The 26,487-nt window shown below is 46.3% G+C and carries 29 protein-coding genes; 9 read left to right on the top strand and 20 right to left on the bottom strand.

Features of this window, described 5'->3' with window-relative positions; translation table 11 throughout:
• Positions 1 to 45 precede the first annotated feature (45 nt).
• Positions 46 to 582, top strand: coding sequence for a hypothetical protein (locus tag NSQ58_RS22785; protein WP_023988046.1), 537 nt, complete (start codon positions 46 to 48; stop codon positions 580 to 582).
• Between the two features lie 142 nt (positions 583 to 724).
• Here the strand turns inward: NSQ58_RS22785 and NSQ58_RS22780 are convergent, their stop codons facing one another.
• The 5 genes from NSQ58_RS22780 to NSQ58_RS22760 all read right to left on the bottom strand — a co-directional run bounded on the left by NSQ58_RS22780 (position 725) and on the right by NSQ58_RS22760 (position 3,241).
• Positions 725 to 1,054 (bottom strand): carboxymuconolactone decarboxylase family protein, encoded by a 330-nt coding sequence (locus NSQ58_RS22780; RefSeq protein WP_013309744.1) that lies wholly within the window; start codon positions 1,052 to 1,054, stop codon positions 725 to 727.
• Positions 1,055 to 1,171: 117 nt separating this feature from the next.
• Entirely contained in the window at positions 1,172 to 1,393 is a 222-nt protein-coding gene (locus NSQ58_RS22775; protein WP_023988044.1) for a hypothetical protein, read from the bottom strand.
• Between the two features lie 139 nt (positions 1,394 to 1,532).
• Positions 1,533 to 1,877: a hypothetical protein gene (locus NSQ58_RS22770; RefSeq protein ID WP_007429850.1), complete on the bottom strand. Its 345-nt coding sequence runs from the start codon at positions 1,875 to 1,877 to the stop codon at positions 1,533 to 1,535.
• Between the two features lie 101 nt (positions 1,878 to 1,978).
• Complete coding sequence (locus NSQ58_RS22765; RefSeq protein ID WP_023988043.1) at positions 1,979 to 2,551, bottom strand: xanthine phosphoribosyltransferase; 573 nt, start codon at positions 2,549 to 2,551, stop codon at positions 1,979 to 1,981.
• An 84-nt stretch (positions 2,552 to 2,635) separates the two neighbouring features.
• The gene (locus NSQ58_RS22760; protein ID WP_023988042.1) at positions 2,636 to 3,241 is read right to left on the bottom strand and encodes a DedA family protein; all 606 of its coding nucleotides are present in this window, start codon (positions 3,239 to 3,241) and stop codon (positions 2,636 to 2,638) included.
• A gap of 141 nt (positions 3,242 to 3,382) precedes the next feature.
• Here NSQ58_RS22760 and NSQ58_RS22755 point away from each other — a divergent pair, with 141 nt between their 5' ends.
• Positions 3,383 to 4,489: a YkvI family membrane protein gene (locus NSQ58_RS22755; RefSeq protein ID WP_023988041.1), complete on the top strand. Its 1,107-nt coding sequence runs from the start codon at positions 3,383 to 3,385 to the stop codon at positions 4,487 to 4,489.
• Here NSQ58_RS22755 and NSQ58_RS22750 read toward each other — a convergent pair.
• On the bottom strand, positions 4,486 to 5,610 hold the full coding sequence (locus NSQ58_RS22750) for a glycosyltransferase family 4 protein (protein ID WP_023988040.1): 1,125 nt from the start codon (positions 5,608 to 5,610) through the stop codon (positions 4,486 to 4,488). The two genes, NSQ58_RS22755 and NSQ58_RS22750, sit on opposite strands and share 4 nt — an antisense overlap.
• A gap of 206 nt (positions 5,611 to 5,816) precedes the next feature.
• Between NSQ58_RS22750 and NSQ58_RS22745 the strand changes: the two genes are divergently transcribed.
• Positions 5,817 to 6,998 carry a GGDEF domain-containing protein gene (locus NSQ58_RS22745; RefSeq protein WP_053325169.1) on the top strand — a complete coding sequence of 394 codons (1,182 nt, stop codon included), beginning with the start codon at positions 5,817 to 5,819 and terminating at the stop codon, positions 6,996 to 6,998.
• 125 nt (positions 6,999 to 7,123) lie between these two features.
• Here NSQ58_RS22745 and NSQ58_RS22740 read toward each other — a convergent pair whose 3' ends face one another.
• The gene (locus NSQ58_RS22740) at positions 7,124 to 7,906 is read right to left on the bottom strand and encodes a pseudouridine synthase (RefSeq protein WP_023988038.1); all 783 of its coding nucleotides are present in this window, start codon (positions 7,904 to 7,906) and stop codon (positions 7,124 to 7,126) included.
• Positions 7,903 to 9,567 (bottom strand): RsmB/NOP family class I SAM-dependent RNA methyltransferase, encoded by a 1,665-nt coding sequence (locus NSQ58_RS22735; RefSeq protein ID WP_023988037.1) that lies wholly within the window; start codon positions 9,565 to 9,567, stop codon positions 7,903 to 7,905. The genes NSQ58_RS22740 and NSQ58_RS22735 overlap by 4 nt, the downstream gene beginning before the upstream one ends.
• Positions 9,568 to 9,730: 163 nt before the next feature.
• Here NSQ58_RS22735 and NSQ58_RS22730 point away from each other — a divergent pair, with 163 nt between their 5' ends.
• The gene (locus tag NSQ58_RS22730; RefSeq protein ID WP_013309735.1) at positions 9,731 to 10,258 is read left to right on the top strand and encodes a thioredoxin family protein; all 528 of its coding nucleotides are present in this window, start codon (positions 9,731 to 9,733) and stop codon (positions 10,256 to 10,258) included.
• A 90-nt stretch (positions 10,259 to 10,348) separates the two neighbouring features.
• Here NSQ58_RS22730 and NSQ58_RS22725 read toward each other — a convergent pair whose 3' ends face one another.
• From NSQ58_RS22725 to NSQ58_RS22715, 3 genes are read right to left on the bottom strand one after another with little or no spacing between them, the layout of a single operon-like run.
• Positions 10,349 to 10,918 (bottom strand): DUF309 domain-containing protein, encoded by a 570-nt coding sequence (locus NSQ58_RS22725; protein WP_076294913.1) that lies wholly within the window; start codon positions 10,916 to 10,918, stop codon positions 10,349 to 10,351.
• Positions 10,919 to 11,731 (bottom strand): GTP pyrophosphokinase, encoded by an 813-nt coding sequence (locus tag NSQ58_RS22720; protein WP_023988035.1) that lies wholly within the window; start codon positions 11,729 to 11,731, stop codon positions 10,919 to 10,921.
• Positions 11,732 to 11,765: 34 nt separating this feature from the next.
• Complete coding sequence (locus NSQ58_RS22715; RefSeq protein WP_025720086.1) at positions 11,766 to 12,860, bottom strand: quinone-dependent dihydroorotate dehydrogenase; 1,095 nt, start codon at positions 12,858 to 12,860, stop codon at positions 11,766 to 11,768.
• 218 nt (positions 12,861 to 13,078) lie between these two features.
• On the opposite strand from NSQ58_RS22715, the gene NSQ58_RS22710 reads away from it, so the two are divergent.
• A complete protein-coding gene (locus NSQ58_RS22710) occupies positions 13,079 to 13,225 on the top strand; it encodes a hypothetical protein (RefSeq protein WP_023988033.1) in 147 nt (48 codons plus the stop codon).
• Between the two features lie 27 nt (positions 13,226 to 13,252).
• Here NSQ58_RS22710 and NSQ58_RS22705 read toward each other — a convergent pair whose 3' ends face one another.
• The 3 genes from NSQ58_RS22705 to NSQ58_RS22695 all read right to left on the bottom strand — a co-directional run bounded on the left by NSQ58_RS22705 (position 13,253) and on the right by NSQ58_RS22695 (position 16,627).
• Entirely contained in the window at positions 13,253 to 14,677 is a 1,425-nt protein-coding gene (locus tag NSQ58_RS22705; protein ID WP_028542816.1) for a L,D-transpeptidase, read from the bottom strand.
• A gap of 265 nt (positions 14,678 to 14,942) precedes the next feature.
• Positions 14,943 to 15,185 (bottom strand): ferredoxin, encoded by a 243-nt coding sequence (locus NSQ58_RS22700; protein WP_023988031.1) that lies wholly within the window; start codon positions 15,183 to 15,185, stop codon positions 14,943 to 14,945.
• 161 nt (positions 15,186 to 15,346) lie between these two features.
• On the bottom strand, positions 15,347 to 16,627 hold the full coding sequence (locus NSQ58_RS22695; protein ID WP_023988030.1) for a DNA polymerase IV: 1,281 nt from the start codon (positions 16,625 to 16,627) through the stop codon (positions 15,347 to 15,349).
• Positions 16,628 to 16,919: 292 nt separating this feature from the next.
• Here NSQ58_RS22695 and cimA point away from each other — a divergent pair, with 292 nt between their 5' ends.
• Positions 16,920 to 18,536, top strand: coding sequence for a citramalate synthase (cimA, locus tag NSQ58_RS22690; RefSeq protein ID WP_013309728.1), 1,617 nt, complete (start codon positions 16,920 to 16,922; stop codon positions 18,534 to 18,536).
• Positions 18,537 to 18,574: 38 nt separating this feature from the next.
• Here the strand turns inward: cimA and NSQ58_RS22685 are convergent, their stop codons facing one another.
• From NSQ58_RS22685 to NSQ58_RS22670, 4 genes are all read right to left on the bottom strand, one after another.
• Complete coding sequence (locus tag NSQ58_RS22685) at positions 18,575 to 19,219, bottom strand: TlpA family protein disulfide reductase (RefSeq protein WP_068940265.1); 645 nt, start codon at positions 19,217 to 19,219, stop codon at positions 18,575 to 18,577.
• Between the two features lie 171 nt (positions 19,220 to 19,390).
• Positions 19,391 to 20,128 (bottom strand): exonuclease domain-containing protein, encoded by a 738-nt coding sequence (locus tag NSQ58_RS22680; RefSeq protein WP_023988027.1) that lies wholly within the window; start codon positions 20,126 to 20,128, stop codon positions 19,391 to 19,393.
• Positions 20,125 to 21,207: a DUF294 nucleotidyltransferase-like domain-containing protein gene (locus tag NSQ58_RS22675; RefSeq protein WP_023988026.1), complete on the bottom strand. Its 1,083-nt coding sequence runs from the start codon at positions 21,205 to 21,207 to the stop codon at positions 20,125 to 20,127. The genes NSQ58_RS22680 and NSQ58_RS22675 overlap by 4 nt, the downstream gene beginning before the upstream one ends.
• Before the next feature lie 48 nt (positions 21,208 to 21,255).
• Entirely contained in the window at positions 21,256 to 22,659 is a 1,404-nt protein-coding gene (locus NSQ58_RS22670; RefSeq protein WP_013309724.1) for an ammonium transporter, read from the bottom strand.
• 295 nt (positions 22,660 to 22,954) lie between these two features.
• On the opposite strand from NSQ58_RS22670, the gene NSQ58_RS22665 reads away from it, so the two are divergent.
• The gene (locus tag NSQ58_RS22665) at positions 22,955 to 23,386 is read left to right on the top strand and encodes a MerR family transcriptional regulator (protein WP_339201817.1); all 432 of its coding nucleotides are present in this window, start codon (positions 22,955 to 22,957) and stop codon (positions 23,384 to 23,386) included.
• A 40-nt stretch (positions 23,387 to 23,426) separates the two neighbouring features.
• Positions 23,427 to 24,098 carry a zinc metallopeptidase gene (locus tag NSQ58_RS22660; RefSeq protein WP_013309722.1) on the top strand — a complete coding sequence of 224 codons (672 nt, stop codon included), beginning with the start codon at positions 23,427 to 23,429 and terminating at the stop codon, positions 24,096 to 24,098.
• 79 nt (positions 24,099 to 24,177) lie between these two features.
• On the opposite strand, the gene NSQ58_RS22655 is transcribed toward NSQ58_RS22660, so the two are convergent.
• Complete coding sequence (locus NSQ58_RS22655; protein WP_023988022.1) at positions 24,178 to 25,116, bottom strand: LysR family transcriptional regulator; 939 nt, start codon at positions 25,114 to 25,116, stop codon at positions 24,178 to 24,180.
• Positions 25,117 to 25,214: 98 nt separating this feature from the next.
• Positions 25,215 to 25,838 (bottom strand): rhomboid family intramembrane serine protease, encoded by a 624-nt coding sequence (locus NSQ58_RS22650; protein ID WP_023988021.1) that lies wholly within the window; start codon positions 25,836 to 25,838, stop codon positions 25,215 to 25,217.
• Between the two features lie 119 nt (positions 25,839 to 25,957).
• Between NSQ58_RS22650 and tpx the strand changes: the two genes are divergently transcribed.
• Complete coding sequence (tpx, locus tag NSQ58_RS22645) at positions 25,958 to 26,476, top strand: thiol peroxidase (protein ID WP_023988020.1); 519 nt, start codon at positions 25,958 to 25,960, stop codon at positions 26,474 to 26,476.
• The last annotated feature ends 11 nt before the right edge of the window (positions 26,477 to 26,487 follow it).

The raw sequence follows: 26,487 nt of genomic DNA, 5'->3' as shown, positions 1-26,487 counted from the left end.
TCGGTTATGAATTATCATCACATTTTCCTAAGGCGGTGAATGGTAATGACTTCTTTAGATACTACTCAGCATGAATGGTCTCTTGTGAAAAGTTATCTGCTCCTTACCTTTATTCAAAAAGTATTTGAGCGGGACAGCCTAATTCTTGAAGAAAGCGGTATGCTGAAAACCCCTGATCTTTATGTCGAAATGGTTAACGCAGGTGTAGATCGTACCGGAATCCTGCTATCTGAAATAAAACATGAATTTAATAAATATCACATTCATGTTCTAGACATACAACAAAACCACTCCGGCGTTCACGCCACCTATATAAGTAAAGGAAATAAAGAGCAGTTCAATATGGCTATGCCAGCATTCCGTAAAGAAATGTATGAGCGGATGCGAGCATATCTGGGGCTCTCGACCTCCATGCCTCATACAGCCGCCCTTCCTTTACTAGAGAAACATCGCCCCGAATTACCAAACAATTCAACTTCCAAACCCCTACGCATCGTTGAACGAAGTTTGGTTACATCCTCTTTGGCCTATAAGCGTAAAACGTCTCGCCCTGCTGCTTTTGCCGCAAGCAGAAGAGCATAATCCCCGCACAACAAACACGCAAAAGAAAGAAGCTTCCGCAGACACCAACTGTGCTCGGAAGCTCCTTTCCATAACCATCATATATCAAAATCGATCTATATTCGCTATCACGAAGTATAAGCATATCTATTAATGATTTGCTTTATTGCAACGCCTTCTGTACACGCGTAACCCCTTGACTTAGAGCATGTCCTCCACCTACTGCTGCGGCCACAGCAATGGTCTCCATAATTTCCTGATCACTGGCTCCTTTGGACCGCGCCTCGTCCACGTGATAAAACGTGCATACTTCATTGTTGGCAAATAAGCCAATGCCTAGCGCAATCAGTTGCTTGGTTTTCTCATCTAAGCTGCCGGCTTGAAAGCACTCTCCGGTAAAGCGATGATATGCATGAACTACCTCGGGCAACTGATCTTCCAAATGGCTGATTTGATCCTTGTATGCATGTACTTTTTCGTCCATAACCGTCATTGACACAGCACGTCCTCTCTGTTGGATTTCCCTTCATTACTGTGTCCGATTTAGAGTTTCTGTATGCCTAATGAATCGCTCAGTTATTTTTATCCAACACCCATTTGGAACCCCTTCCTAACCCAGATCTATCGGATTGTGACGCGGCTCGCCGAACGGCTGGTATGTATAACTGCGATCCAACTTGACCACACGTCGATTCTGGCGGCGAATAAGCACCTGTTCATCATCCCATGCCAGTACAATGCCAACAACATCGTTGGACTCCAATCCATCGCGTACGACACGCACCTTTTCACCGGAGAGTCGATAAGCATCCAATTCTTCGTCCATAATCATCCTTGTCCCCTCCTTATTCACTTTTTTAACACAGCAACCATGATTCTATATACATGAAAAAAGTTTAAAAAGAGACCTAAACAATCATTTAGGTCTCTTCTCTCTTACTACTTATATGGATTGCCAACAGAGCGACAAATTATCCCGACTGGTTTACACTGTGATCATGTTCTTTTGTATCGTTCTTCTCGTACCAGAAGTCCAGCACTTGTGCAGACAACACTCGCTGATCTACATACTCCACTTGGTGAGCAGTAAATTCTTCTTTCCAAGAGAAGGACAATTCTTCGCATAGGTTAACCAACGTCAACAACTCAGACCAGGCCACATAGCGTTTATACCAAAAAAACTGAGGATGTTCAATCATATAGGGATACAAATCGTCGAATTCCGTATGCTTACAATCCAAGGCACGCTCAAAGTGTACTTTAGCCGCTGCCAGTTTTTCCAGAAAAAACTGTTCGGTCAATTGTTCTTTCCCCATGTTGCTGCCTCCTCTCCAAAACCTTATCTATATTATAAGCGAAATTGAAGCTCATGCAAAGGTTATTATTAGAAATAAGGATCAGGAGTTTTGAATTGTTACTATTCAGCAAACTCAATCTTGCCGTCAGCTAACGACGAAATTTTGACCAATGACTCTACACGAATACCCTGCTCACGGATGGTTCTCGCTCCGGCCTGAAAGCTTTTTTCCACCGCGACACCGAATCCAATCAACTCCGCTCCGGAGCGTTGAATGATTTTAACCATGCCTCGTGCCGCATCACCATTAGCAATAATATCATCAATGAACAGAACACGATCATCTTCGTGAATAAATTGACGAGACAGCATAATATCCGTCACAATACCTTTAGTAAACGAAGGTACGCGTTCACATAGCGCGTCTGGATCAGCTAATAGGGTCTTTTTACGACGAGCAAATACCAACGGTACACCCAATTCCAATGCTGTCGCAAACCCGATGGCAATGCCTGAGGACTCCACGGTCACTACTCTGGTGATCTTCTCTTCCCGGAAACGTGCTGCGAACTCTCGTCCCATTGCCATTGTCAGCTCTGGATCAACCTGGTGATTAAGCAAACCATCCAGCTTCAGCACCTGATCTGATGCAATCACGCCTTCATTTAAAATTCGTTTCTTTAATACTTCCATTACATGACCTCCCACGACATTCCTATGCGGTAAAAGTACCATACTTCACCCGCCGCTTTCAAGCTGTAGCTGCTTTCCATGCGGTCATGTGACATTTTTTTTACGCTTGTTCCAGAACCATGCGGTGATTCCTCCCACAACGATTAAAAGAATAACGACCAGCCCTATCCGATGCGTCACCTTCTCCATTAGCTTCGCCACCTGCTCCCAATGCATGCCCACCGCATGTCCAATCCCCAAAAATGTACCGCACCACAGCAAAGCTCCTGCTGATGCATAACTGATATAGCGAAAAACGCCTAGACGGGTTGTACCTGCCAGATATGAGGATACATGTCTCAAGCCGGGGACAAAATATCCGAACAGGATTCCCCAGGTACCATAGCGCCCAAACCAATTTTCAGAAGAGGCAATTCTAGAAGGCGTAAGCCTCACCCATTTTCCGTATCGATGCAAAAGTGGTTTGCCCAGCAGACGCCCCAGGGTGTAGCTAAGCATCATACCCGTCATACTACCGAAAAATGTGACTGCCAGTGCAGCAATGAAGTTGTAGTGCCCTTGAGACACGAGCCCGCCGAAGGCGATCATTAGCACTTCGTCGGGTATCGGCATACCCGCTACTCCAAGTGCAAGCAAACCGAACATTGCCAAATATCCGTATTCCAGTATCCATGCAAGGATTTGACCCATAAATTACGCTCCCGTCAAGCTATTCATTAAATTCACTTTAATTATTTTCAGTCTCATCCAGTCATGTCCTATTTCAGTTGAACATAGTTTGTATTATATGCTCGCTGCAGCGTTATTCAAGCAGGCAAGGAGGGACTGGGGATGAAACGTAATATTCATGTTTTTCAGATTGCTTTTACATACATTGGTACAATCGTCGGTGCCGGATTTGCTACCGGACAAGAAATTCTGCAATTTTTTACGCAGTATGGTCGTTGGGCTACACTCACTATTATGCTATCCACAATCATATTTGTATGGTTGGGTACGAAAATGATGCTGATCGCTCATGATATTTCAGCCAAATCCTACGAGGACCTGAACAAACATCTTTTTGGCGCCAATGCCGGGAAATGGATTAGCTGGTTCACACTCATCGTGCTGATTGGCGTAAACAGCGTCATGCTGGCAGGAGCCGGCTCTGTTTTTGTAGAGCACCTTCACCTGCATTACCAAACCGGACTGCTTATTACACTGATTGGAACTTATTTGCTGCTAAGTAAAGGCATTAAAGCCATCTTGCATATGAACACCGTGGTTGTCCCTTTGATGATCATCATGTCTCTTCTGCTCGTTCACAGCACGCTCTCCATGCCTAATCCTCAGAGTTTTATTACGAATACGACAGATCACAGTACATTTCGAACCTTGCTCTCTCCACTGCTGTACACGTCCTTCAACCTGACTATGGCCCAAGCCGTGCTTGTACCCCTTGGCAGCCAAACCTTTTCCCGAAGAACCATCCGCTGGGGCGGAGTTTTGGGAGGAATTGGTGTCGGATTTATGCTGATGGCTGCGCACTTTGCCATGTCAGCACATATGCCGGGTATTCAGCAATTTGAAATCCCTATGGGAAGCATTGCTTACCGTCTGGGTGCCTTTGTCGAAATCATATACATTCTACTCATTTTCATGGAAATCTTCAGTACCTTTGTAGCCGACATTTATGGAGTCAGTCTGCAAATTCGTCAGCATGTCCAAATTTCGCCCAAGCTCATCACACTATTCATTATGCTCACCTGTTTTTTAATCAGTCAGTTCGGCTTCAGTTCACTGTTATCTGTCCTTTATCCTATTTTCGGAATGCTCAGTCTGATGTGGGTTAGTAAACTGATCATAGCAGGACGCGGGAGACCTTTCCGTTCCTCACGTCCTCGCTCCAGCTTTCGGCATTCCGATTCCAAACCAGGTGATACTCGTCATGGTTAATGTGGAAATTTCAAATACATTTTCTTCAACTCGTTAACCGCTCGACTTAAAGAATAGCTTGATTTAGCCTTATCACAGGCAGATCTAGCCAGCTCATAACGATAGGCAGGGTCAGCAATGACCTTCTCTAAAGCGTCTGCCAGTGCCCTCGGATTGTCGGGTGGCACGAGCAGGCCATTTACCCCATCCTCAATCTGCTCCGGTATTCCTCCCACTTCTGTACCTACCAATGCCAGACAACTCAACGCTGCTTCCGCAAATACCGAACCAAAGGCCTCCGCCCGAGAAGGCAAAACAAATACATCAAAGAAAGGCATAAACTCTTCTGGATGAAGGGTATATCCATAAAAAATCGTCTCATGGTATATATCGAGCTGTCGTGCCATCTCTTCCAGCTCAGGGCGAACCGGACCGTCTCCAATAATATGAAGCACAAATTCCAGATTTCTTTTTTTAAGTTCAGCACAGGCCCGCAATAAAATATCCAGTCCTTTCGCCGGAACAAGGCGGCAAACGGTTATGAGCTGTGTCACTTCATTTTCGTGTGGAATGGGCTTGAAGCGCTTCTCATCATATCCGTTCGGAATGACTGCAATGTCTTGCGGATTCTGAACGTAAGGAGTTAAGTAATGCTGAAAAGAATGAGATACCGCTATCAAGCGATCCGCCTTCTGCTCCATTTCCCCATACAGTGACACCAAGAATTGGTGTTCAGGCCCGTTCTCCTCTATTTTCCCGTTTAGAATTAACTCCTTCTCATAGGAAGAGTGAATCGTCTGTACGAGCGGAATGTCAGGAAAAACAGTTTTCATGGCGATTCCGGCAATAGGATGATGGGCATGAATGAGGTCATAGGGCTTCTGAATACGAAGCCGTGTCCACCACAAATAGTCACGGTACGTCTGAATATATTTTTGGACGATTGGATATTGTTCATATCTCGTCCAGTCAAAGGTATCAAAAGTTACTTCGTCCCTACCCTTGTTGCGAATCCGTTTAGGGATTGAAAATAGCTCCATTTCCCAACGGGGGGATGTAAATCGCTCTTGCAGATATGGAATCATGGATGAAACGCCTCCCGGTTGCTCGGGTGGGAAAAAGAGAGCCTGTAGCAATTTCATGACGTGCTTCCCCTTTCAAGCATTAAACTGCCCGGATCACAGATTGTATGTATAGGTTTCCGGATTTTCTGAAAGATGATATATTGAGAATAAATGTTAGTCACAAAAGAAAATTATAACATTTTAAATGGGATAAATCCTGTCTATTGTATCGGAACGGTATCATCCGTTCAATAGATTGACTACTTTTGCAAATGGAGTCGGTGATGTTGACGTTGTTGTCCTTATCGGGAACCTTGGGTTTCCCATCTCTGGCCGGGGCCGTAAGTGCAGCCTGCGGTTTGTATATTATACTCATGATGGCACTGATGTGCGTGATCATATATAGCAGACAACGAAAAAGAGCCTATATCCTTTTTTCGGTTGCCGCTATTATTATTATGACATATGAAGCCATGAATCTCTATTCAGCAGGCGGAGGCAAGATGCAACTTCAAGGAATCGTGTGGAAAAATGCGCTGGAGGCGTCTGCCTTCGTGCTCATCAATGCCGCCGTATTTCAACTCTACCGGAAGCTGAAACGTGTGCAGACATGGACCTTGATGCTGCTGGGTGCGTTATTGATTTTGCCGGTTATTGCCTGGACTGCAGGTTTGTTACCCGCTTGGATCAGCACAGCGAAACTAGTTGGATTCACTCTGTTTTATCGAGTACTGGTACTTATACTGAGCCTTGTGTTCATAACCCCACGAATCGGACAGCCAAAGAAGTATGTAGCGGGCTTATTCATGTATTTGCTCTGGCTCGGCTATTTGTGGCTGCGAAATGACATCCCTGAAGAAGCAGGCAGGTCAAACGCAGTCCTATATATGTCATTTTTACCATTGCTGTACTACACTACGTTATTCATTATCCTATTTGAACGGATTGTGGAGCTGCTCCAAAGGATTTACCGTTCTTCCATCACCGATGGCCTGACAGGGCTATATAACCGTAAATATTTTTCGGGACGACTACGGCGATATATGGATCAAGGAATCCGCGTGTCGGTCATTTTTTGCGATATTGACAATTTCAAAAAGCTGAATGATACGCAGGGCCATGCTCGTGCGGATGAAGTACTCAAACAGGTCGCACAGATTATGGAGGATGAACTGGATGAAATCGGACTGACCGGACGATACGGTGGCGAGGAACTGGTCGCAATGGTTGTGGATCGACGTGCCAAGGTTGGACATGTCGCAGAACGTATCCGCGAGCGGGTCGCGGAAGAAAGCATTGTCACGATCAGTGTCGGATACAGTACAGTGAAGAAAGAAATGAACCCGGATGAACTGGTCAAGCAGGCCGATCAAGCAATGTACATATCCAAAACGACAGGTAAAAACAAGGTTACAGCTTATAAAGCAGCCGAAGTGAAAAAAAGCCGGGCAGCACGCGCACAATAATTCGTAAACTGCGATTCAGTGTTGAACGTTGAGTTTGAATAATTCTCTGTCAGGTTGTCTATATCATAAAATGACGCACAGGAATCTCATAAGAGCCTGTGCGTCATTTATATTTAATCTGCCTATCAAACTTCTGACGTTGCAGATGCTATATCCCGGCCGATCCATGCCAATTCTTCGCTAGTCAGCTCTCGATAGCTGCCCAGTGGAAGCTGTTCATCCAGCTTCAATGGCCCCATGGCCGTTCTTTTCAAATAGGTCACCTTTTTACCAACCGCCTCGAACATACGCTTCACTTGATGAAACTTACCCTCATGGATTACAAGCGAAATATAGGAAATAACTTCTCCATCTGCCTGGTACGGATGTTCGTGACGAAGAATGGTCAACTGCGCGGGAAGGGTAACATACCCATCATCCAGTTCCACTCCTGCTGTAAATTGATGAATATCCTCCTCCGTGACATGACCCGACACGGTAGCCTCATACGTTTTAGGGACATGCCGCCGTGGAGAAAGTAGTTCGTGCGCTAGCTTACCGTCGTTGGTCAACAACAATAGTCCTTCTGTATCTTTATCTAAGCGTCCTACTGGAAAGGGCTCAAAATGTCGTTCTTCCGCACTCAGCAAATCCAGCACCGTCCGCTCCCTTGTATCTTCAGTTGCAGATATGACGCCCGGTGGCTTGTGCAGCATGATGTAAATATACTCCCGAAAAACAACAAGTTCCCCGTTCACTTCAATCTGATCCTGGTAGGGATGAACCTGTAAGCCGCTATCCTTGGTGGTTCTCCCGTTTACCGTGATCATCCCTTGCTTCACCTGTCTCTTGATATCACTACGGGAGCCATATCCCATATGGGTTAAAACTTTATCCAAACGTTGCGTTTGTCTCCCTTTTCCACTCATACCGATGTCCACCTCCAGCCTGTAGGGTATTCATTTTTGAGCATGCCGTCCTGCCATTTGCCCCACCCAGCCGAATAACCATCAATGCACACGAGAGTATAGCCTTTGGGCTGGACTTCGTTCCGCAGTGCCATTCTCTCAACGGGGATGGACAAGGTCTCACCTTTTAAATACCGGATGGCCTCAGCATCTGAACTGGAGAGATTGATGCTTCTAACCGCCTCTGAAGGGCGTAATGCCACCGCCAGCGGATGTGAAGGCACAAAGCGACCATTCTTGTCGGTACCCATAAACCAGCCTGGTCGCACCACCTTCAGGCCGTCCAAACGATGTGATGCCAGTGGCGACTGATAAATGCGATCTCCGTAAACCACCGTATAGCCTGTTAAGCACACCTCCAGCTGCTCCTTCACAAATTGGTGATAGGACTCCAGCACATCCTGTGGGGAGCGTGCAGCGGATTTTACATTTTCCTTGCCAGAACGGGACTTATTGCCACCCAAGCCGCGCGCGGACTTTCCTTTACCGGACTTCCCGTCCATTCCTTTACCACTTCGTTTAGGCTCACCAGTCGCATGTCTTCCTTGACCGCTTGGCGTCAGCGCTTCCTTGACGGACAAAAACTGCTTCTTCCGTGGATACACTGCATCTATGTTCAATGCCCTGTCATTCTTGTCCTCACGTTGAGTCAAATCCCCGGATTCAGTGTGATCTTCCATCGCAGCAGCATTGCCACCCCGATGTTGCAACACAGCGATAAAATGGCCTTCTCCCTCTACGAGATGCGGCCAAAGGCGTGCTGTTCCCCGCAGTTCAGGGTGTGCTGCCGCGACCTCTTCACTCATCCATTCCGGATGACCTGGTGCAAAGCCTGCTTCCGATGGAACAGGGACTACGTCAAAATCGGGATGAGCTCCCAGAAATTCTGCGATCATTCCTTCGTTTTCTTCTGGCGCAAAGGTGCAGGTCGAATAGACAATTCTCCCTCCTGCGCTCAGCATTGAGGCCGCTACACGCAAAATGTCCCGTTGCATGACTACACATTTATCCACCGAATGCGTCTCCCATTGTTTTGCCATATCCTCATCCTTGCGGAACATACCTTCTCCCGAGCAAGGTGCGTCAATTAGTATCTTGTCAAAAAAATGTGGAAAGGCAGCGGCGATTCGATCCGGGCTTTCATTCAGTACCACGGCATTACGCACACCGTACAATTCCACATTTTTAGCCAACGCTTTGGTTCGGTCCGCGCTAATATCATTTGTCACCAATACGCCGCTTCCTTGTAGTTTGGCAGCTATTTGGGTCGATTTCCCGCCCGGTGCAGCGCACAAGTCCAATACAGCTTCGTCCTGAGCTACATTGAGTAGCTCAACTGGAGACATTGCACTCGGTTCCTGTACATAGTACAGCCCCGCATGGTAGTAAGGATGTAACCCCGGCTTTGTACCGTGCGGAATGTAGAAACCCGTGGCACACCACGGAATCGGCCGCAGTTCGAACGGAGAACGTTCCTTAAAGTCCTCCATCGGAATTTTTAACGTATTGACGCGAATCCCGGCATGGGGCGTGTGGTCATAGGCGGTCATAAATGCTTCAAATTCGTCGCCGAGCAATTGCTCCATGCGCTTTACAAATGCTGTGGGGAGCTGTACACCCATAATCGTAATCATCCTGTCCTTTTAAAATAAATTTTATTGTACCATATTCAACCTGTTATCCTGCAATATCGGTGTGATTTACAAACTTTCACTACAAGCTGTAATGTTGTATAATAATGAGATTCATAGCTACATATTTTGAATTTTGATAGGAGAGATTGCATTGAACGCACAAAAATCCAACAAAAAAAAGCTTATACCTGTCATCGGCTTTTTTGTTGTGCTGGTCATTTTGCTTGGAGTGCTACTCGCTTTAAATTCAGGCACTAAGAACAAGCTGTATGGCGTTTCCACAGCCTCGTTAAATCCTGCTACTCAAGAGTTGCTGAATGACCCGAACTATCAGCAAATTATTAAGCCGGAAGATCTACAGAGCAAAATTGATAAAAAGGAAAACTTTTTCGTCTATCATTTCGCGTCCGACTGTGTGCATTGCCGCGCCACTACTCCCAAGCTCTTGCCTTTGAGCAAGCAGGAGAACATCACGATGCACGAATTTAACCTGCGTGAGTATGAGGATGGCTGGGACAAGTATAAGATTGAGTATACCCCTACGCTCATTTATTACGAAAAAGGCGTGGAAAAGGAACGTATGGTAGGCGGGTTGAAGGAAAGTCCTTCGGACAATGGGTACACACTCGACGATTTCAAAGCCTTCTTTGAGAAATATAAAAAGAACGTAACCTCCTAGTCAAACGTTCACACACCTGAAACGATAAAGCAGCCCGATCCCCATGAAACGGATCGGGCTGCTTGCTTACCATGTGCATGTGCTTCAAACTCAAGGCGCATCCTTCGTTTCCACCGAGACAAAGCCCGATCCGCCAGCGGCCTGTCTTCGCCTAATTGAAGCTTCCAGCGCCTGCTGACGCTGCTCATGCTTTTCCCCACGCCGAGGACCTCTCTGCTGCGGGATGTTGACTGGAATGGACGACGATGCCTTCTCCACGGCACGGCGCAACCCGGGCTCGACGATTTCAATCGTCAAATCCCGATAAACCGGCGGTTGGTGCTGAAGCTCCTCCGTGCAGGTCATAACAGCTTCAGCAAGCTGACGGGCGCAAACGCGCGCCTCGTCCACCAGTTTCGCCATATTAATGCCCAGCGCCTGCGAAGGAGCATATTCCAGCCGGTGGACCGCACTATCCAGCATCATATGTCCACCACGATAGTTACCATTCCGAAAATGATACAGTCCTACAGCAACTTGCAGCAAACCTTTATATACAGGGTCACGGTCCAGCTTAAGCCACAGCTCTTCCAGTACCTCATGACATTCAAAGTAATCCCGATCCCGATTGAAGTATACCAAATAAGTCACGTACAGCGGTTCGTAGGAAAGGTTTTCCATTTAATATTCATCCCTGTCTTCTTCCTTGGTAGAGGCTTCTAGCATCTCTTTAACTTCATCGTGAAGCAGCTTGATTCCTTCCATGTCGTGCCGTTCCCACAGTTCATTAAATCTGCGCTGCGCATCAATCGTTTCACTGATCTTATGGTAGAAATACAGCCGATGCATACCTGTTAGCACTTTGGATACGATATTGGCTTCATCCTCGAACTTTTTCTGCGCTTCCAATATTTCAAGACGCATGGAAGACATCTCATTATCCAATACAAAGGCTGCCTCAGCTGCCTTTTTCAACCGTGTGCGCATATTATCAGGCAAGCTTTCACGATACTTATAGCTAAGAGAATGCTCAATAGTTGCCCAAAAATTCATAGCCAACGTACGGATTTGAATCTCTGCCAGCACGATTTTCAACCCCACTGCTGTCTGAACCGGATACTCCACAATCATATGAAAGCTGCGATAGCCGCTGTCTTTATAATTGGTGATATAGTCCTTTTCATACAGTACGGTCAAATCCTTACGTCTTCTGATGTATTCGGCCACCCGCCGAATATCCTCTACAAATTGACACATAATGCGAATGCCTGCAATATCCTCGATTCCCGTCTCCAGCTGATCAGAAGGAACTTGTAATCTCTTCGCCTTATCGAGGATGCTTGATATTTTTTTAACCCGTCCGGTTACGAATTCGATAGGAGCGTATTCCTCGCGCTTTTTCAGCTCCGCACGCATTGTTTTGAACTTGACCTTAAGCTCTTCCACCGCCTGATCGTATGGCAGTAAAAATGTTCCCCAGTCTCTTCCGTCCATCCCCGTACCTCCTGTCTCTTCCGACAACACTTTTTTATCTGTGATCTGCACCAACAGCCTCGTTAATGTGTCTAAAGCCGTCCTTTCGAAGCAGCTCACGCAGGCCAGCATGTATAGCCCTATTTACTTCCGGCCCTTCGTAGATCAATGCTGTATAAATTTCAATCAGGCTTGCGCCTGCTTTAATTTTGTCATAGGCATCACGACTCGTGAAGATGCCGCCTGATCCGATAATAGGCAGCTTACCTTCCGTCTGGCGGTACACCCGTCCGATGACCTCTGTGGAACGGTCACGCAGCGGCTTACCACTCAGCCCTCCTGTTTCACTCGCATTTCGGTGCGTCAGACCAGCTCTGGATATCGTTGTATTGGTCGCAATAATGCCGTCTACTCCACTGGCAGCAATCGCATCTGTCATATATTCCAATTCCTCATCCGATACATCCGGCGCAATTTTAACTAGTACAGACTTGGCATTGCCGTACTTTTTCGCCTGGACTCCCATCTCTGCCCGAACCGCTTCCAATAGCGACTTCAGTTCATGACCATGCTGGAGCTTTCGTAAATCCGGCGTATTCGGCGAGCTAATATTCACTACAAAGAAGTCCGCATACGGATACAGTGCGGAAATACACTTTTCATAGTCCTTATGAGCATCCTCATTGGGCGTGATTTTATTTTTACCGATATTAACTGCGACCGGAACAGGTCGATGTTTGAGTGCAGCCAGACGTTTGGCCATGCTCTCAGCACCCAGATTGTTAAAGCCCATCCGATTGACTAACGCCTCATCGGGAGGCAGTCGGAACAAACGAGGTCGATCATTGCCGGGCTGTCCCACAGGTGTCACCGTTCCCACTTCCATAAATCCAAACCCGATAGAAGAAAAACCAGTAACCGCTTCTGCATTTTTATCCAGTCCTGCAGCCAGTCCAATCGGGTTGGGAAAATGAATGCCAAACAGATCAACGGCAAGATCCTCCGTTTCCTTGACTCCGTACATCCCTCGCAGTGTCGCTGCTCCACCAGGGAGTGAACCCGCATGTTTTAAGCCGTCAATGACTACATGATGGGCCGTCTCTGGACTCATTTTAAAAAAAACAGGTTTCGCAATCCTTCGATACAACACGATTCATCCACTCCGTTCTATGCCCTTGCACAATCCTAAAAAAACATCTCTACAAAATAGTTTAGCTTTTTCCATACCAAAAAGAAAGTAATTTGCGAGGTGTAGTATCAGAACAATTCAGTTGTCATGGAGATGTCATTGAAAATGTATAATCAAACCATTTACAATGGACATAGTAAGACAAGACCTTAGCCCGTTAGAAAAGAGGGATTGCTGATATGAAGACCAAGCGCAAGCCGCCCAGTCTGCAAAAGAAAAAGGATGAGGTGAACAAGAAAGCGATTGTATGGACCGCCGTCAGCTTTGTTCTCCTCATCATTGTGATTATTCTGGTCATTGTTTTAGCACAAGCAGGAAATCGTTAAACACCAAGTAGCAATAGCATCAAAACGTTAATTTAGCCAGTGATAGGTTTTGCGGGGATTCGTCTGGTCATGCTGCGGCTCACTTGTAAATCGAGAACCAGGCACAAGCACTTGATCAGGCAATCCCCCGTTACCAATGACCACCTCCGTACCCGAAGGTACGAGTGCAAACAATTCCTCCACATCCTCTTTACCCATTCGGACGCAACCCAACGACTCATTTTTGCCAATGCTGTCCGGCTCGTTCGTGCCATGAATGGCATAATTCGTTGCAGACAGTTGCATTCCACGACTACCAAACTCACCGTTGGATTTACCGTTCGGATTTACTACTTTATCGGTAATCACAAATTTCCCTTCTGGTGTTCTTTCTCCACCCAAACCGATAGGATAATTTCGAATAAGTACATTGCCACTTACCAGGGCGAGCCTGTGCTTAGATTTGTCCACCACAATTCGCAGCGGTTGCCCCAGAAAAGGTCGTCCGTGCAATGACGATGCCAGTAATGGACTGCTTTCGGCCGACGAGTCAGCGTCTAAATCTACTGCCTTCCCTGTTCCCTGTCCAGGTGAAGCAAGTAAATTACGCATAGGTGTAAAAGCCTTCTTCATCCCGTCTGTCGTACCGTACATCGTGTTAGCGGGAAAGTCTCGAGTCAGTTCATCAAGACTCTGGGGAAGACGTTGATGCTGTGAGCGAAAAGCACGCATGGAGCTATTCAACACAGCTAATTCCTCCTGTCCAGCAGCCCATTTTAGACCTGCTTTGCGAAGATTTTCACTGTCTGACGGCTTGCAAGCACACGCAGCGGCGTCGTAAGACTGAACAGCTAATCCGCCGTTTCCTTTGTTCTGTACACTAAGTAATGGCTTCATGCCCTCTCTCCAGAGCAGCCACGAGCCCCCTTGCTCCATGCCCAACACCGTAGTCTTGGACGGCAATCGGCTAGTCTTAGCCAACATATCAGTAAGCCCCGTTCCAGCTCCACTCCCTTTTCGAGCTTGAGCCGTAAACACACCACCAACCACACCGATCTGGGCCATCTCCTTCGGATCAGCAGCGGCCACTTTCGTAACTTCAATATTATCAATTGCTGCCTGCTCAGTTCCGGATGGAACAGATGTATTTTCATTTGAGGGTCTCGGTGAATTGGCTGAAGGAACCCATATGAGCAGTAGTACCATTAACGCAGTTAACAGGTGGCGTGTTCGAGCCGTCCTTCGCTCCTTCTCCTTGGACATCTGAACCAGTTTATCCTGATATTCCATCCATACGTCTGCCGGAATCTGTTTATGCTCGAAGGCTTCGAACACTTCTCCTGCGCGATTGAAGCAATAATTTGCTTTGCCCTCCTGACCGCTGCTCTCATACTCTTTGCCGAGTAAATACCAGGCCATTTTATTATCAGGGTGTTTTTTTACATACGATTTAAGATGAGGCGAATGGTTCATCGGATCCTCCTGATCGTGTAATCTTGCATACTTCCTATTATGTATATCGGTAAAAATAGACTCGATGGACAGCACATAAAAAAAACGTCTATCGATGGACTTTCACGGAAGCCAGACCGCGTTTGGCAGAAGTTTTTTTAGATTATAGAATGGCTCAGCTCCGCTGAACTATTCTATAATCTAAAAAAACAGCACCGACAGCTTACTTTCACCGTTATACGGCGAAGGGAGCTGTCGGTGCTGTGCCTATCAAAGAAGCCTACGCTTAACCTTCTTTATTGAACGGCTCGTCTGCTACTTTAATGGAATCTGTAGGGCAACCGTCACAAGCATCCTGCATATCATCAAACAAATCATCCGAGATTGCCTTGATGCCTTGGTTTGCATCCCCTTCAAAGATCACTTCAGCCAAACCTTCATCATCATAATCATAAATGTCAGGTGCTGTAGCGCCACAGGCTCCGCAAGCAATGCATGTATCTTTTTCTACCCAAGTGTATTTAGCCATAACTTTTCTCTTCCTCCTATACAATCAAACAAACCAGCTTTTACATTCTATTCACATATTAATACAAACCCAATATTATTACAAATTATTTTCCTTTATCCTTCGTGTAAAAAATGCTTATAACGTAAGCTTCTGATGCTTGCAATAATCTATCCAAAAGTTCACTCCGGAGTTGGTAGATTGTCTTTTTGCAGCGAAGTTCCGCGCAGCTTGGAGTTGCGAAGAAGTACCGAAGGATCATCTCCCAGCATCCCAGCGGTCAAAATTGCATTTTCACCAAACTTATCGCGCAGTGCATCCATCGTCTTCAATAAGCTTTCTTTCTTAGGCTGATCCTGGTATTCAAATAGATCCATTTGAACGGCCGCTTCCTCCTTTGGAATGAGCTGCTGTAACGTAATCCCCAGTAAGCGTACAGGCTTATCTTCTCCCCAATGGCGACGATACAACGCACAAGCTTCCTTATATATGTCCTCTGCACTTTCCGTAGGAGTGCTCCTGACTTGAGAACGCGTAAAGGTCTTCATATCCGGCGTCCGAATCGTCAATTGTATACCTCCTGCCAGCATACCGTGTCGTCGAAGCCGCCGGGCCACCTGATCACTAATGTTAAGAAGTACCCGTTGGGCTTCTTCCAGCTTTACCACATCCATAGGCAGGGTAGTCGTGTGACCAATGGACTTGTTTGGCTCCCGTTCAGTGCTGACTGGTGAATGGTTAATTCCGTTAGCGGCCAATTTTAACCACGAACCCGTCACACCAAATACGCCAACCAGCATATGCTCATCGGCCTTAGCTAGTTGCCCAATGGTACGAATATTCATTTGTAGAAGCTTATCTGCCGTTTTGCGGCCCACACCAAACAATTGACCACAAGGAAGGTTCCACAAAATATTGGGTACATCACGCAAACGTAGAATAGATATCCCGCGTGGTTTTTTCAGATCAGAAGCCATTTTGGCCAGCAACTTGTTAGGAGCAACTCCAATTGAACAGGGCAGGCCCAGCTCGTCTTCTACTCTGCGCTGGATTTCCTCAGCAATTTCCATAGGTGTTCCAAACTGTTTGGAGCCAGAAATATCCAGATAGCACTCATCAATTGAAGTCGCTTCAAGCATAGGCGTATACGAATATGCAATGCTCATAAATGCTTTGGAATAACGACGATACAAGTGAAAATCAGGCTGTATTACAATGAGCTGTGGACAGATCCGGCGAGCCTGCTGAACGACCATCCCTGTTGAAATACCCAATCGTCGGGCTTCATAAGAGCAGGTTACAATTACACCTTTGCGCAGCTCACTACTGCCTGCCACCGCGGTAGGCAGTCCCTTATATTTCTCCGGCTCCTCCGCTGCATGAACGGAACAATAAAATGCATTCATATCCACATGCAGAATAACTCGCCCACCAGCCGGATAATAAGCACTGACATCTTTCATGCTCAACCCTTCTTTTTAACTGTAAATTCACCCATCATCGCGGGAATATGTGTTTTGATTTTATACTTGAGACACTTTTAAATGCTATTTCTATTTTACATAAAAATAATGGTTTTGCGGCTAAAAATGATAATTATATATTACAATTGAAGTCATAAGTTGATATAATCGACTAACATACGAACACGACAAACTAACGCTTTCCTGTTTTTAAGCGTTAAACAACTAAATTAATGTGCTTAAAAAAGCAGAGCATCACCAATCTGAGCAATCCGCAAAGGAGGAGTCCCTCATGTCCACCGCTATTTCTATCTTTGACACAACGCTGCGAGACGGCACTCAAGGAGAAGGAATTAGCTTGTCTGCTGATGACAAATTGAAAATCGCCAAAAAACTCGATGATCTCGGTGTTCATTATATTGAAGGCGGGATTCCCGGAAGCAACAGCAAGGATATCGAATTTTTCAAACGGGTACAAGAGCTGGGCCTTCAGGCAAAGATTGTCGCCTTTGGCAGCACGCGCCGCAAAGATAGCATCGCAGCACAGGATGTCAATCTGCAACGAATTCTGGAATCCGGCGCTCAGGCTGCTACACTTGTGGGTAAATCATGGGATTTTCATGTACACACCGCCTTACAGACGACACTGGAGGAAAATCTGTCTATGATTTACGACTCCATCGCCTTTTTAAAGCAAGGGGGCATGGAGGTTATTTTTGATGCCGAACATTTTTTCGACGGATATAAAAACAATCCCGAGTATGCAATGGCCGTTATGAAAAAAGCTGAGGAAGCAGGCGCGGATTGGCTCGTGATGTGCGATACAAACGGCGGTACCCTACCACATGAGATTCAGGAAATTGTCACTATGCTGCAAAGCCAGATAACGAGGTCACAGTTGGGTATTCATACACACAATGACTGCGAATTGGCAGTAGCGAACTCTCTAAGTGCTGTACAAGCAGGCGCAAGGCAGGTTCAGGGTACCATCAACGGCTACGGTGAACGGTGTGGTAACGCTAACCTGTGCTCCGTCATTCCTAATTTGCAGCTCAAGCTGGGCTACGACTGTCTAGATATTGAAAAGTTAAATCAACTCCACAATACAGCCCGCTTTGTGAGCGAAGTCGCCAACGTCAATATGCCTGTGAACCAGCCTTATGTTGGCAATGCAGCTTTTGCCCATAAGGGGGGCATCCACGTGTCAGCCATTCTACGCGACTCGCGAACTTATGAGCACATCGCTCCTGAACTCGTGGGGAACAAGCAGCGGGTTTTGGTCTCCGAACTGGCCGGGCAAAGCAACGTGGTATCCAAAGCGCAAGAGCTGGGCATCACCCTTGACCCATCCAGTGATGAGGCACGTGGCGTAATTAGCCGCATCAAGGAACTGGAGCATCAGGGATACCAGTTTGAAGGCGCGGATGCTTCGCTGGAACTGCTCATTCGTGAAGCAGGCGGTGAAGTGAAGGAAATGTTCTCTTTTGAGTCCTTTAAAGTGCTGGTAGAGAAAACAGCCGGCCGCCCGGTCGTATCCGAGGCATTCTTGAAGCTGAATGTCGCAGGGACGAGTGTCTATACCGCAGCTGAAGGCAACGGTCCTGTCAACGCGCTCGATAACGCACTCCGCAAGGCTCTTTCTCAATATTTCCCTGCCTTGCGGGACATGCATTTGGCTGACTACAAGGTACGTGTGCTTGACGAAAAGGATGCCACCGCCGCCAAGGTACGTGTGCTCATTGAGTCTAAAAATTACGAGGACGTCTGGAGTAATGTAGGTGTATCCGAAAATGTAATTGAAGCCAGCTGGGAAGCTCTCTTGGACAGTTTCCGTTACGCATTGTTGGAAGCACCAACTCCAAAAAACGATCAGGCAGAGCTTACTCATCATGGATTAGTTAATCACTAATCAGGTGCTCGCATGAGCTATAAGGTGCCTTTGGCGGTCTACTCGGCTCCCAAAGACACCTTCTTTTTTTGAAGAGTTTTTATTTTGCGTTCCAACTCCTGCTCACTGAGCATGCCGATTATGATTTCGCGGACCTGTCCATGATGATCAACCAGTACATGGGTCGGAAAAGCCACCCCTCCAAATCGTTCAAACAATGCTCCTTGCTCATCAAGTAAAATGGGAAATTGGAGATCCAAAGAGCGGGAAAACTTCTGTACATCCTCCAATCGATCATAGCGAGTTACATTGATACCATAAACATCCACATCATCTTTGTACTTACTATACAACTCATTCAACATAGGCGCTTCTAATCGGCACGGGTCGCACCACGAAGCCCAAAAGCTAATAACCAAAGCTTTATTGCGCGTGGCCCCTACATCGTAGGACTTGCCATTTAACCCCTTTAAAATCAAAGAAGGAAGCCGTTGACCAGGCTTTATCTTTTTCATTACCTCTACCGCATGTGCTTCAGCCTCTACCTCTTTCTCAGCTTCAACTCTTTCTCTACCATATTCCTCTTTTAATGGTACATTTTTTTTGGACAGGCTTGCTGCATAAGTTGTGTTTGCAATAACTCCCCATGAAGCCCCAACCACAACCAGCATAACCATCGCTCTGATGAAAAGAAATCTTTTCACGTCTTATCACCTGTCTTTCATCTAAATGACCCTTACCTTCTCCATAGGATGCCCATACTGTTCCCACCTCTAACCTTCTAAATCTGAACAGGACGCAAAAAAAACAGCAAACCCACGAAATCGCGAACTTGCTGTTTTTATGTGTATATGAATGCTATGCCTTGTACTGAATCAGGCATGACTTAAATGCGCGTAGACATCTGCCAAATTGGTCACGTTACGCTTCAGCATTTCCTGAACATACGCAACCCACAGCTTAGCCGTCATTTTCGCATCCTCTAACGCATGGTGCCGCCCTTCAATCGGAATAGATTGGTAGGCCAACAATTCATCCAAACTGTAGGTTTGATGTTGCTGTGGCTCGAGCCATTTGGCAAGCATCATCGTATCCAGAACACGATGAGTCAATTGGACTTTAGATGTTTTCCATAATGCAGCATTCAAAAAGGCCTTATCATGAGCGCTAGCATGTGCTACAAGTACTCGCCCACCTACAAAGGACATAAAGTCGTGCAGTCCATTCATAAGTGGTGGAGCTTGATCCGTCATTTCCCGGGTAATCCCAGTTAGCTCGGTAATGTGCTCAGGAATCACAGTCCGTGGATTAACAAGCGTATAAAACTGCTCTTTTTCCATAATCATGTCCCCGACAACCCGAATCGCCCCGAACGATAAAATCTCATCACCATGCTGTGCTGAAAATCCCGTTGTCTCCAGATCAAAAACTACCGTCTCCAAACGATCCAGCGGGGTCCGCAATACTTCAGAGCGCCGTTGCTCCCGGGTTAAGGAGCGAATAAACGCCATCTGCTGAGCCGTAGGAGCCCCCATTACAGATGCGATCGCAGACGGTACTCCTCCTCTGCGGAGAGCGCTCCAGAAGCCACTTCCCTGCGCCGGTTCCTTCATGACCTTCTCCCTTCCATAAATCGCAACTGCCTTTGCAACGCACGATGCAGCCGTCGTACCGTCGAAAGCGCCTCGCGCAACTCATGCCAGCCTTTACCTTGTTTCAGCGGCTTTACAGCCAGGTAGCCATTGCTGACCAGCAATCCATCATTCTCTTTCACTGGCGTAGCCATTCGTAGCTGAAGCGCAATCCGAAAGGCTCGCTCGCAAGCATCGAGTAAAGGCAACGGTGCCGCTTCCAGTGATGCGAGACGACTGAGCCTTTTGAAGGTGGAGGTTTCCTCTACACCATGTTGCAACGCCAAAAAACGGACTGCGTTCACCAGTGGAATGTACAATCCGTATTTCACATCAAAATCGCCCGCATGCTCACCGAAGCGCTCGGTAACGATCTGACCTAAAATATTAAGTGTCGCTTTATGCCTCACTGTGTTCCTAAGTACCGCCGAGGGTAAATCAGGATGTTTTCGGAACAACTCATAAAAACTTCGTTTCCAGTTTGCAGATAGTCGCTCATCTCCAGCGATATGCCTCATATCAGACGAGATAATCAGATAACGGATCGGCTCCCAAGCAAAATCATCCGACCATTTCGTTAGCTGTTTTTGCCATCCAGACAATGTTTGACGCCACAACGGCTCCGAGCACATTACTTTCCCTTCACATTTGGGATATCCCAAATACTCTAACATCGCAGACACTCTGCGACCAAACTCTCTAAAATACAATTCTTTGTCAGCAGATATTGTGTCACTGATAATCATACCGTTATCCTGGTCACTCCACAGCGTCGATTCCGAGCGCCCCATGCTTCCGAAGGCTATAAATGCGTAAGGGACGGGAGGAGGGCCGAAGCCATCCTCAACCATCCCTTTTTCGCACATTTGTACAGCTCTGGCCGCGATGCGGTCATGCATTTCATTCGCCGTTCGTAACCAGTCTGATAACGGAGCGGAGGCTTGGGAAGCCAGCAGCCATTTTTGAGAGTCGACCCTGGCCTGCCTTAGCGATTCAGGTGTATCTGCATGATCAATCGCTTCGGCGGAACTCACCCAAGGGGCCATATTTTGCAGTTCCATACTTCCATCTCCTCCGCTCATCCATACTGGTTCTTTATATTTTACATATTAGTTCACAATTCCAGAACGCTTTTCAGCCTCAGCAACCAACTTCATTTGCTCAGGATAGCCGTACGTACCGTGTTCACTGATATCCAGTCCCATTGTTTCTTCCTCTTCCGTAACGCGAATACCCATAATTGCTTTCATCGCACCCAGAATAATGAAGGAAATGACGAACACGAAAGCCAAGGTGCCAATCAGTCCAAGCAGCTGTACTCCTAATTGGGTAAATCCACCACCATAGAACAGACCCGCTTGACCTACACCTGTTATTTTTACAAGCTCAGGAGTAGCGAACAACCCTGTGGACACTGCGCCCCACATCCCTGCAACACCATGCACGGAGAAAGCATATACCGGGTCATCTACTCTTGCACGCTCAAACCATTGCGCTGTGAAGAAAGTGACGATCCCTGCAACTGCACCAATGACCAGTGCCGCCCAAGGTGCTACAAAGGCACAAGAACCAGTAATGGCAACCAAAGCCGCCAGCACACCGTTTAACATAGCAGGAATATCTGCCTTTCCGTATACCATCCAGGATACGAGCAAAGCGAAAACTCCACCTGCCGCAGCAGCAATATTGGTAGTCAAGGCCACATATCCAAAGAATCCGTCGTTCATAGCCGATACAGCACTACCTGGGTTAAATCCAAACCAACCAAACCAGAGAATAATAACACCCAAGATAGAGTACACCTGATTATGACCAGGGATAATGTTCGGCTTGCCATCTTTATTGAACTTGCCCAGACGCGGTTTGAGCAGCAGTGTAGCGACGAGTGCCGCCGTAGCGCCTGTCAAATGGACTACCGTCGAACCGGCATAATCCTGCATTCCCAACTTACCAAGCCATCCGCCGCCCCACACCCAGTGAGCTACAACCGGATAGATTACGATGGAGAATAAAATACCGAAGATAATGTATACACTTAATTTTGCACGCTCTGCCATCCCCCCGCATGCGATAGAAAGTGATACCGCAGCGAAAGCAAAGTGGAACAAAAACATAATTGTAATCGGAACATCCAGACCTGAAAGAGCATCAAACGATACTGCAGCATCCGTACCACTCATGAAGAAACCCGTCAGTCCCATAAATCCGTTGCCGCCATCATTACCAAAGCCGAATCCAAATCCAAGTGCCCAGAAGGACAAAGCCGCAACACCCGTGGTGAGAATCGTTTTACCAGCGACATGGCCCGCATTCTTCATTCGTGTCGAGCCTGCCTCCAGCAATGCAAATCCCGCTTGCATAAAAAATACAAGTATAAATGCCAAGAACGTAAAGGCCGTGTTTAGCCCAGCTTGAAGTTGAATATTTGTCGGACCGTCAGCAGCAAACGCACCTACCGGAAAAGCTAATACTGTCAGCATGGCCAATAATACAACTAACCACTTTTTTCTCATGAAGCCCACTCCCTCTAATGTTAAGTTTCTTTACATTTCGTGAAATCCTTATTGTCATTATAATCAGAATACATGAAAGTTGACAAGATTTTTTTTATTATGTTAAAAAAATATGTTCCCAAACAATCCATGTCACATTTACTAACTATAAAAGTAGCTTGTTTCTGTCCGAAAAAAAGCATGACGTTTGACTGTATGGTTGGGAATCATGTAAAATATTCTTTATAAACACTCCGTTTGCAAATGCTAATATTGAAGGTTGAACGAAGAGCGCGAGGTGAAGACAGATGGGGATATGAAGCTGTATCGAATTGGTGAGCTAGCCAAGGCGGCTGGTGTCAGCGAACGAACTATTGATTATTACACAAAGCTTGGTTTAATCACACCTGAAGAACGATCATTGAAAAATTATCGGCTTTATAATGATGAAACCTTAAACAGGCTTGAACGTATTAACCAAATGAAACAAGAGAAATATAGCCTCGAGGAAATCAGACAGACACTGATTAAATGGAACTCGGTCGCGGGGGAAGAGCACGTCACGGACAAACTAACGAGTCTAGAGATGCACATGCAGCGTCTGGAACGTGAAGTCAATGAACTACAGCCTCTTCTGGGGCAGCTCAAGCCCGTTCAAGTGCGCAAGTTGCTTACTGGTCTACTACCACAAAGCGCCGCTTGTATCGAAGCTCTGAAGTATCTGCTGGAGCATAGTTCTATGATGTAGATGCCCGGGCTAGTGATGAACAATAATGGAGGGTTGCTTTATGATGGGTATGTATATATTGATTATTCTTGCGTTCGGATTATCCTTATGGGCGCAATTCCGTGTAAAAGGTACTTTTAATAAATGGTCTGATGTCCCAAACGAAAATGGGTTGACCGGTTATGATGCAGCTCGGCACATGCTGGATCGCAATGGTTTGCATGATGTGCCTATTGAACCAGTACCTGGTGCTTTATCTGACCATTATGATCCAATACAAAGAGTCGTACGGCTGTCCGAGCCCGTTTATTATGAAAAATCCATTTCTGCAGTTGCCGTAGCTTGTCACGAGGTTGGTCATGCCATTCAGCATAAAGAGCATTATCCCATGCTGGCACTCCGTCACCGGATCTTTCCGATCGTAAACTTCGCTTCCGGGATTGCACCGTTTCTGCTGATTGCCGGTTTCTTATTCAGCTACACGAACCTGATTGGCTTGGGTATCATCTTTTTCTCGGCTACTGTCGCTTTTCAATTAATTACATTACCGGTTGAATTCAATGCTTCCAACCGCGCCCGAGAAATTATGGTTTCCGAAGGGTTTATCCGTAGTGATGAAGAACGGGGTATAGCCAAAGTATTAAATGCTGCTGCATTAACTTATGTGGCTGCAGCTCTCGTTTCCTTGCTGGAACTAATCCGCTTAATCGGTATCTTTAACAGCCGGGATTAATTGCTTGTATTACAAAAAAGGTTGTTCCTCCACCAAGAGGAACAACCTTTTTCCTTTATCTAAAACCAATCAGCTATACTCACTGCCCTAAATCCGCTTTAGCACTTCCATTCGGAGTAGCAGCACTACCTTTAAGGCCAAAATATTGCAACAAAAAAGTTCGGAATGACTTTGCAACTAATGGTAGTTTGTCATCTCTGCGATGAATCAAGCCAATAGTTCGCGTGACCTCTGGATCAACAATCGACACTCTTGCAGGTTGAAGCGGGTTGGTCTGAAACAACGCCATTTCAGGCAAAAGACTGACTCCCATACCAGCCGCAACTAATCCGCGAATCGTATCTGTCTCTTCACCTTCAAAAGCGATATCCGGCGTAAACCCTGCCTCCAGACAAGCCTGCCAGACAATCGGACGTAACGAATATCCATCTCTGAACAGGATGAATTTTTCTCCTTTAAGCTGACTCAGCGTAATGTGTTTGGCCGTAGCTAAAGGATGATTGGGCGGGAGAACAGCAAACAACTCCTCGGTCAGCACCACATCCCCCTCTACATGATCATGACGATCCGGAAAAGGAGATACAAAAGCCAAATCCACCTCACCCGCTAACACATCACGAATTAAACTCGGGTACATCCCCTGTTTAAATCTGAATTTAACATTGGGATACCGCTTTCGGAATTCAGCCACCACCGTAGGAATAAGATGAATCCCCAAACTGTGCGGAAAACCGATGCGGATTTCGCCCCCCTCAGGATCCAAAAACTCATGAACTTCTAAAACAGCTCGCTCTAGATCTTTTATAATCGTCTCAACCCGTTTGCAAAATAGTTGTCCCACTGGCGTAAGTTGCAAATTGCGACCCTTTTGCATAAAAAGATTGACTCCCAGCTCCTCTTCAAGCTGATGAATTTGCCGACTTACCGCAGATTGCGCCACATGTAGCTCCTCGGCTGCCTGAGTGACATGTTCTTTTTGCGCTACCTTCATGAAGTATTGCAACTGTCGTAATTCCACTCCGATATTCGCTCCAATCTGTTTTTCAACATCCGGAAGAAGACGTCAATCGAACATCATCCTCTTTCTTCCCCTGCTAACTTACCGTAAAACTATCTTTAGTGACGTTTGCGTTGGCCAGTCAATCTGATCATTAATCCATAAAGGAAAAACCCACTGAGCAATCCCCCGAAGTGAGCGGTCCAGTTAATGTTCGCTACAGCGAAAGAAAACAGGATACCAAACCCAAGCAGCGTGTACAGCGTTTTACGCGAGGCGTCATCCATCAGTGACCGCTGGAACAGGGCAACGTATAGGAATGCTCCATAGATGCCATAAATCGCTCCTGAAGCCCCTACAGAGACTGTCGTTTCCGTCATCATATTGTAATGCGCGATGGACAGTATGTTCCCTACAATGCCCGTGACCAGATACAATAACACATAGCGGAAGGACCCCAGCAAACGCTCCAGCGGAGGAGCGAAGACGAGTATGGCGAAGGAATTGAACAGAAGATGATCAAACCCTGCATGTAAAAACATAGCTGATACATATCGCCACAGTTGATCAGTGAATGGCGCTTCATTAATCAAAGCTCCATATCGGATCAACGTCAAACTATTTTCCGATCCACCCTGTACGGTGAGTACAATAAACATCACAATATTAATGAGCAAAATCAGACAGGTTACTGGGTAAAACCGCAAATAACTTTTCCAGTTCTCATAACGTAAAAAAATCAAGGCAATCCTTCCTTCATGGGTGTCTCCACCTTATTCAAATTGGACAATGTCTTTTATAAAAGATTATAATAGATTTCGGCAACGATAACCAATGCTAAAAACCAAGGAGGCTATTACATATGGCACAAGAACGTACAGGAGCTGCTACTTTTAAAGGCAATCCTTTGACACTCTTAGGTCCTGAACTGAAGGTTGGAGATCAGGCACCTGATTTCAAATTACAGAAAAACCTGCTAGAAGCAGCTACGCTCCAAGACTTTGCAGGCAAAGTCAAATTGATCAGTGTTGTTCCTTCTTTGGATACAGGCGTGTGTGACGCACAGACTCGACGTTTTAACCAGGAAGCTGATTCCCTTGGGGATCAAGTCGTAGTGCTGACTGTCAGCGTCGATCTGCCTTTCGCTCAAGCTCGTTGGTGCGGTGCTGCCGGTATCGACCGCGTATTGACACTGTCCGACTATAAGGATCATTCCTTCGGCGAAGCTTATGGTGTGTTCATCAAGGAATTCCATTTGGATCATAGAGCTATTTTTGTGATTGATCAAAATGACAAAATCGCTTACGTAGAATACTTGAGCGAAATGTCCGAACATCCTGACTACGACCAAGCGATTGCAGCAGTGAAAAAACTCGTCTAAATCAAGACTGA

The sequence above is a fragment of the Paenibacillus sp. FSL M7-0134 genome, from assembly GCF_038007865.1.
Classification (GTDB): Bacteria; Bacillota; Bacilli; order Paenibacillales; family Paenibacillaceae; genus Paenibacillus; species Paenibacillus polymyxa_B.
The sequence above is the reverse complement of the archived record's forward strand: the minus strand, read 5'-3'. Positions and strand labels throughout refer to the sequence as shown.

Bases quoted from the DNA above. Each gene is read 5' to 3' on its own strand.
- NSQ58_RS22785 (WP_023988046.1), top strand. From the start codon at position 46: ATGACTTCTTTAGATACTACTCAGCATGAATGGTCTCTTGTGAAAAGT.
- NSQ58_RS22710 (WP_023988033.1), top strand. From the start codon at position 13,079: ATGAAGACCAAGCGCAAGCCGCCCAGTCTGCAAAAGAAAAAGGATGAG.
- NSQ58_RS22780 (WP_013309744.1), bottom strand. From the start codon at position 1,054: ATGACGGTTATGGACGAAAAAGTACATGCATACAAGGATCAAATCAGC.
- NSQ58_RS22675 (WP_023988026.1), bottom strand. From the start codon at position 21,207: ATGGAACTGCAAAATATGGCCCCTTGGGTGAGTTCCGCCGAAGCGATT.
- NSQ58_RS22725 (WP_076294913.1), bottom strand. From the start codon at position 10,918: ATGGAAAACCTTTCCTACGAACCGCTGTACGTGACTTATTTGGTATAC.
- NSQ58_RS22740 (WP_023988038.1), bottom strand. From the start codon at position 7,906: ATGAGTGGAAAAGGGAGACAAACGCAACGTTTGGATAAAGTTTTAACC.
- NSQ58_RS22775 (WP_023988044.1), bottom strand. From the start codon at position 1,393: ATGATTATGGACGAAGAATTGGATGCTTATCGACTCTCCGGTGAAAAG.
- NSQ58_RS22705 (WP_028542816.1), bottom strand. From the start codon at position 14,677: ATGAACCATTCGCCTCATCTTAAATCGTATGTAAAAAAACACCCTGAT.
- NSQ58_RS22720 (WP_023988035.1), bottom strand. From the start codon at position 11,731: ATGGACGGAAGAGACTGGGGAACATTTTTACTGCCATACGATCAGGCG.
- NSQ58_RS22755 (WP_023988041.1), top strand. From the start codon at position 3,383: ATGAAACGTAATATTCATGTTTTTCAGATTGCTTTTACATACATTGGT.
- tpx (WP_023988020.1), top strand. From the start codon at position 25,958: ATGGCACAAGAACGTACAGGAGCTGCTACTTTTAAAGGCAATCCTTTG.
- NSQ58_RS22660 (WP_013309722.1), top strand. From the start codon at position 23,427: ATGATGGGTATGTATATATTGATTATTCTTGCGTTCGGATTATCCTTA.
- NSQ58_RS22760 (WP_023988042.1), bottom strand. From the start codon at position 3,241: ATGGGTCAAATCCTTGCATGGATACTGGAATACGGATATTTGGCAATG.
- NSQ58_RS22735 (WP_023988037.1), bottom strand. From the start codon at position 9,567: ATGGGTGTACAGCTCCCCACAGCATTTGTAAAGCGCATGGAGCAATTG.
- NSQ58_RS22700 (WP_023988031.1), bottom strand. From the start codon at position 15,185: ATGGCTAAATACACTTGGGTAGAAAAAGATACATGCATTGCTTGCGGA.
- NSQ58_RS22670 (WP_013309724.1), bottom strand. From the start codon at position 22,659: ATGAGAAAAAAGTGGTTAGTTGTATTATTGGCCATGCTGACAGTATTA.
- NSQ58_RS22745 (WP_053325169.1), top strand. From the start codon at position 5,817: ATGTTGACGTTGTTGTCCTTATCGGGAACCTTGGGTTTCCCATCTCTG.
- cimA (WP_013309728.1), top strand. From the start codon at position 16,920: ATGTCCACCGCTATTTCTATCTTTGACACAACGCTGCGAGACGGCACT.
- NSQ58_RS22770 (WP_007429850.1), bottom strand. From the start codon at position 1,877: ATGGGGAAAGAACAATTGACCGAACAGTTTTTTCTGGAAAAACTGGCA.
- NSQ58_RS22665 (WP_339201817.1), top strand. From the start codon at position 22,955: ATGAAGCTGTATCGAATTGGTGAGCTAGCCAAGGCGGCTGGTGTCAGC.
- NSQ58_RS22750 (WP_023988040.1), bottom strand. From the start codon at position 5,610: ATGAAATTGCTACAGGCTCTCTTTTTCCCACCCGAGCAACCGGGAGGC.
- NSQ58_RS22695 (WP_023988030.1), bottom strand. From the start codon at position 16,627: ATGAAAGATGTCAGTGCTTATTATCCGGCTGGTGGGCGAGTTATTCTG.
- NSQ58_RS22680 (WP_023988027.1), bottom strand. From the start codon at position 20,128: ATGAAGGAACCGGCGCAGGGAAGTGGCTTCTGGAGCGCTCTCCGCAGA.
- NSQ58_RS22765 (WP_023988043.1), bottom strand. From the start codon at position 2,551: ATGGAAGTATTAAAGAAACGAATTTTAAATGAAGGCGTGATTGCATCA.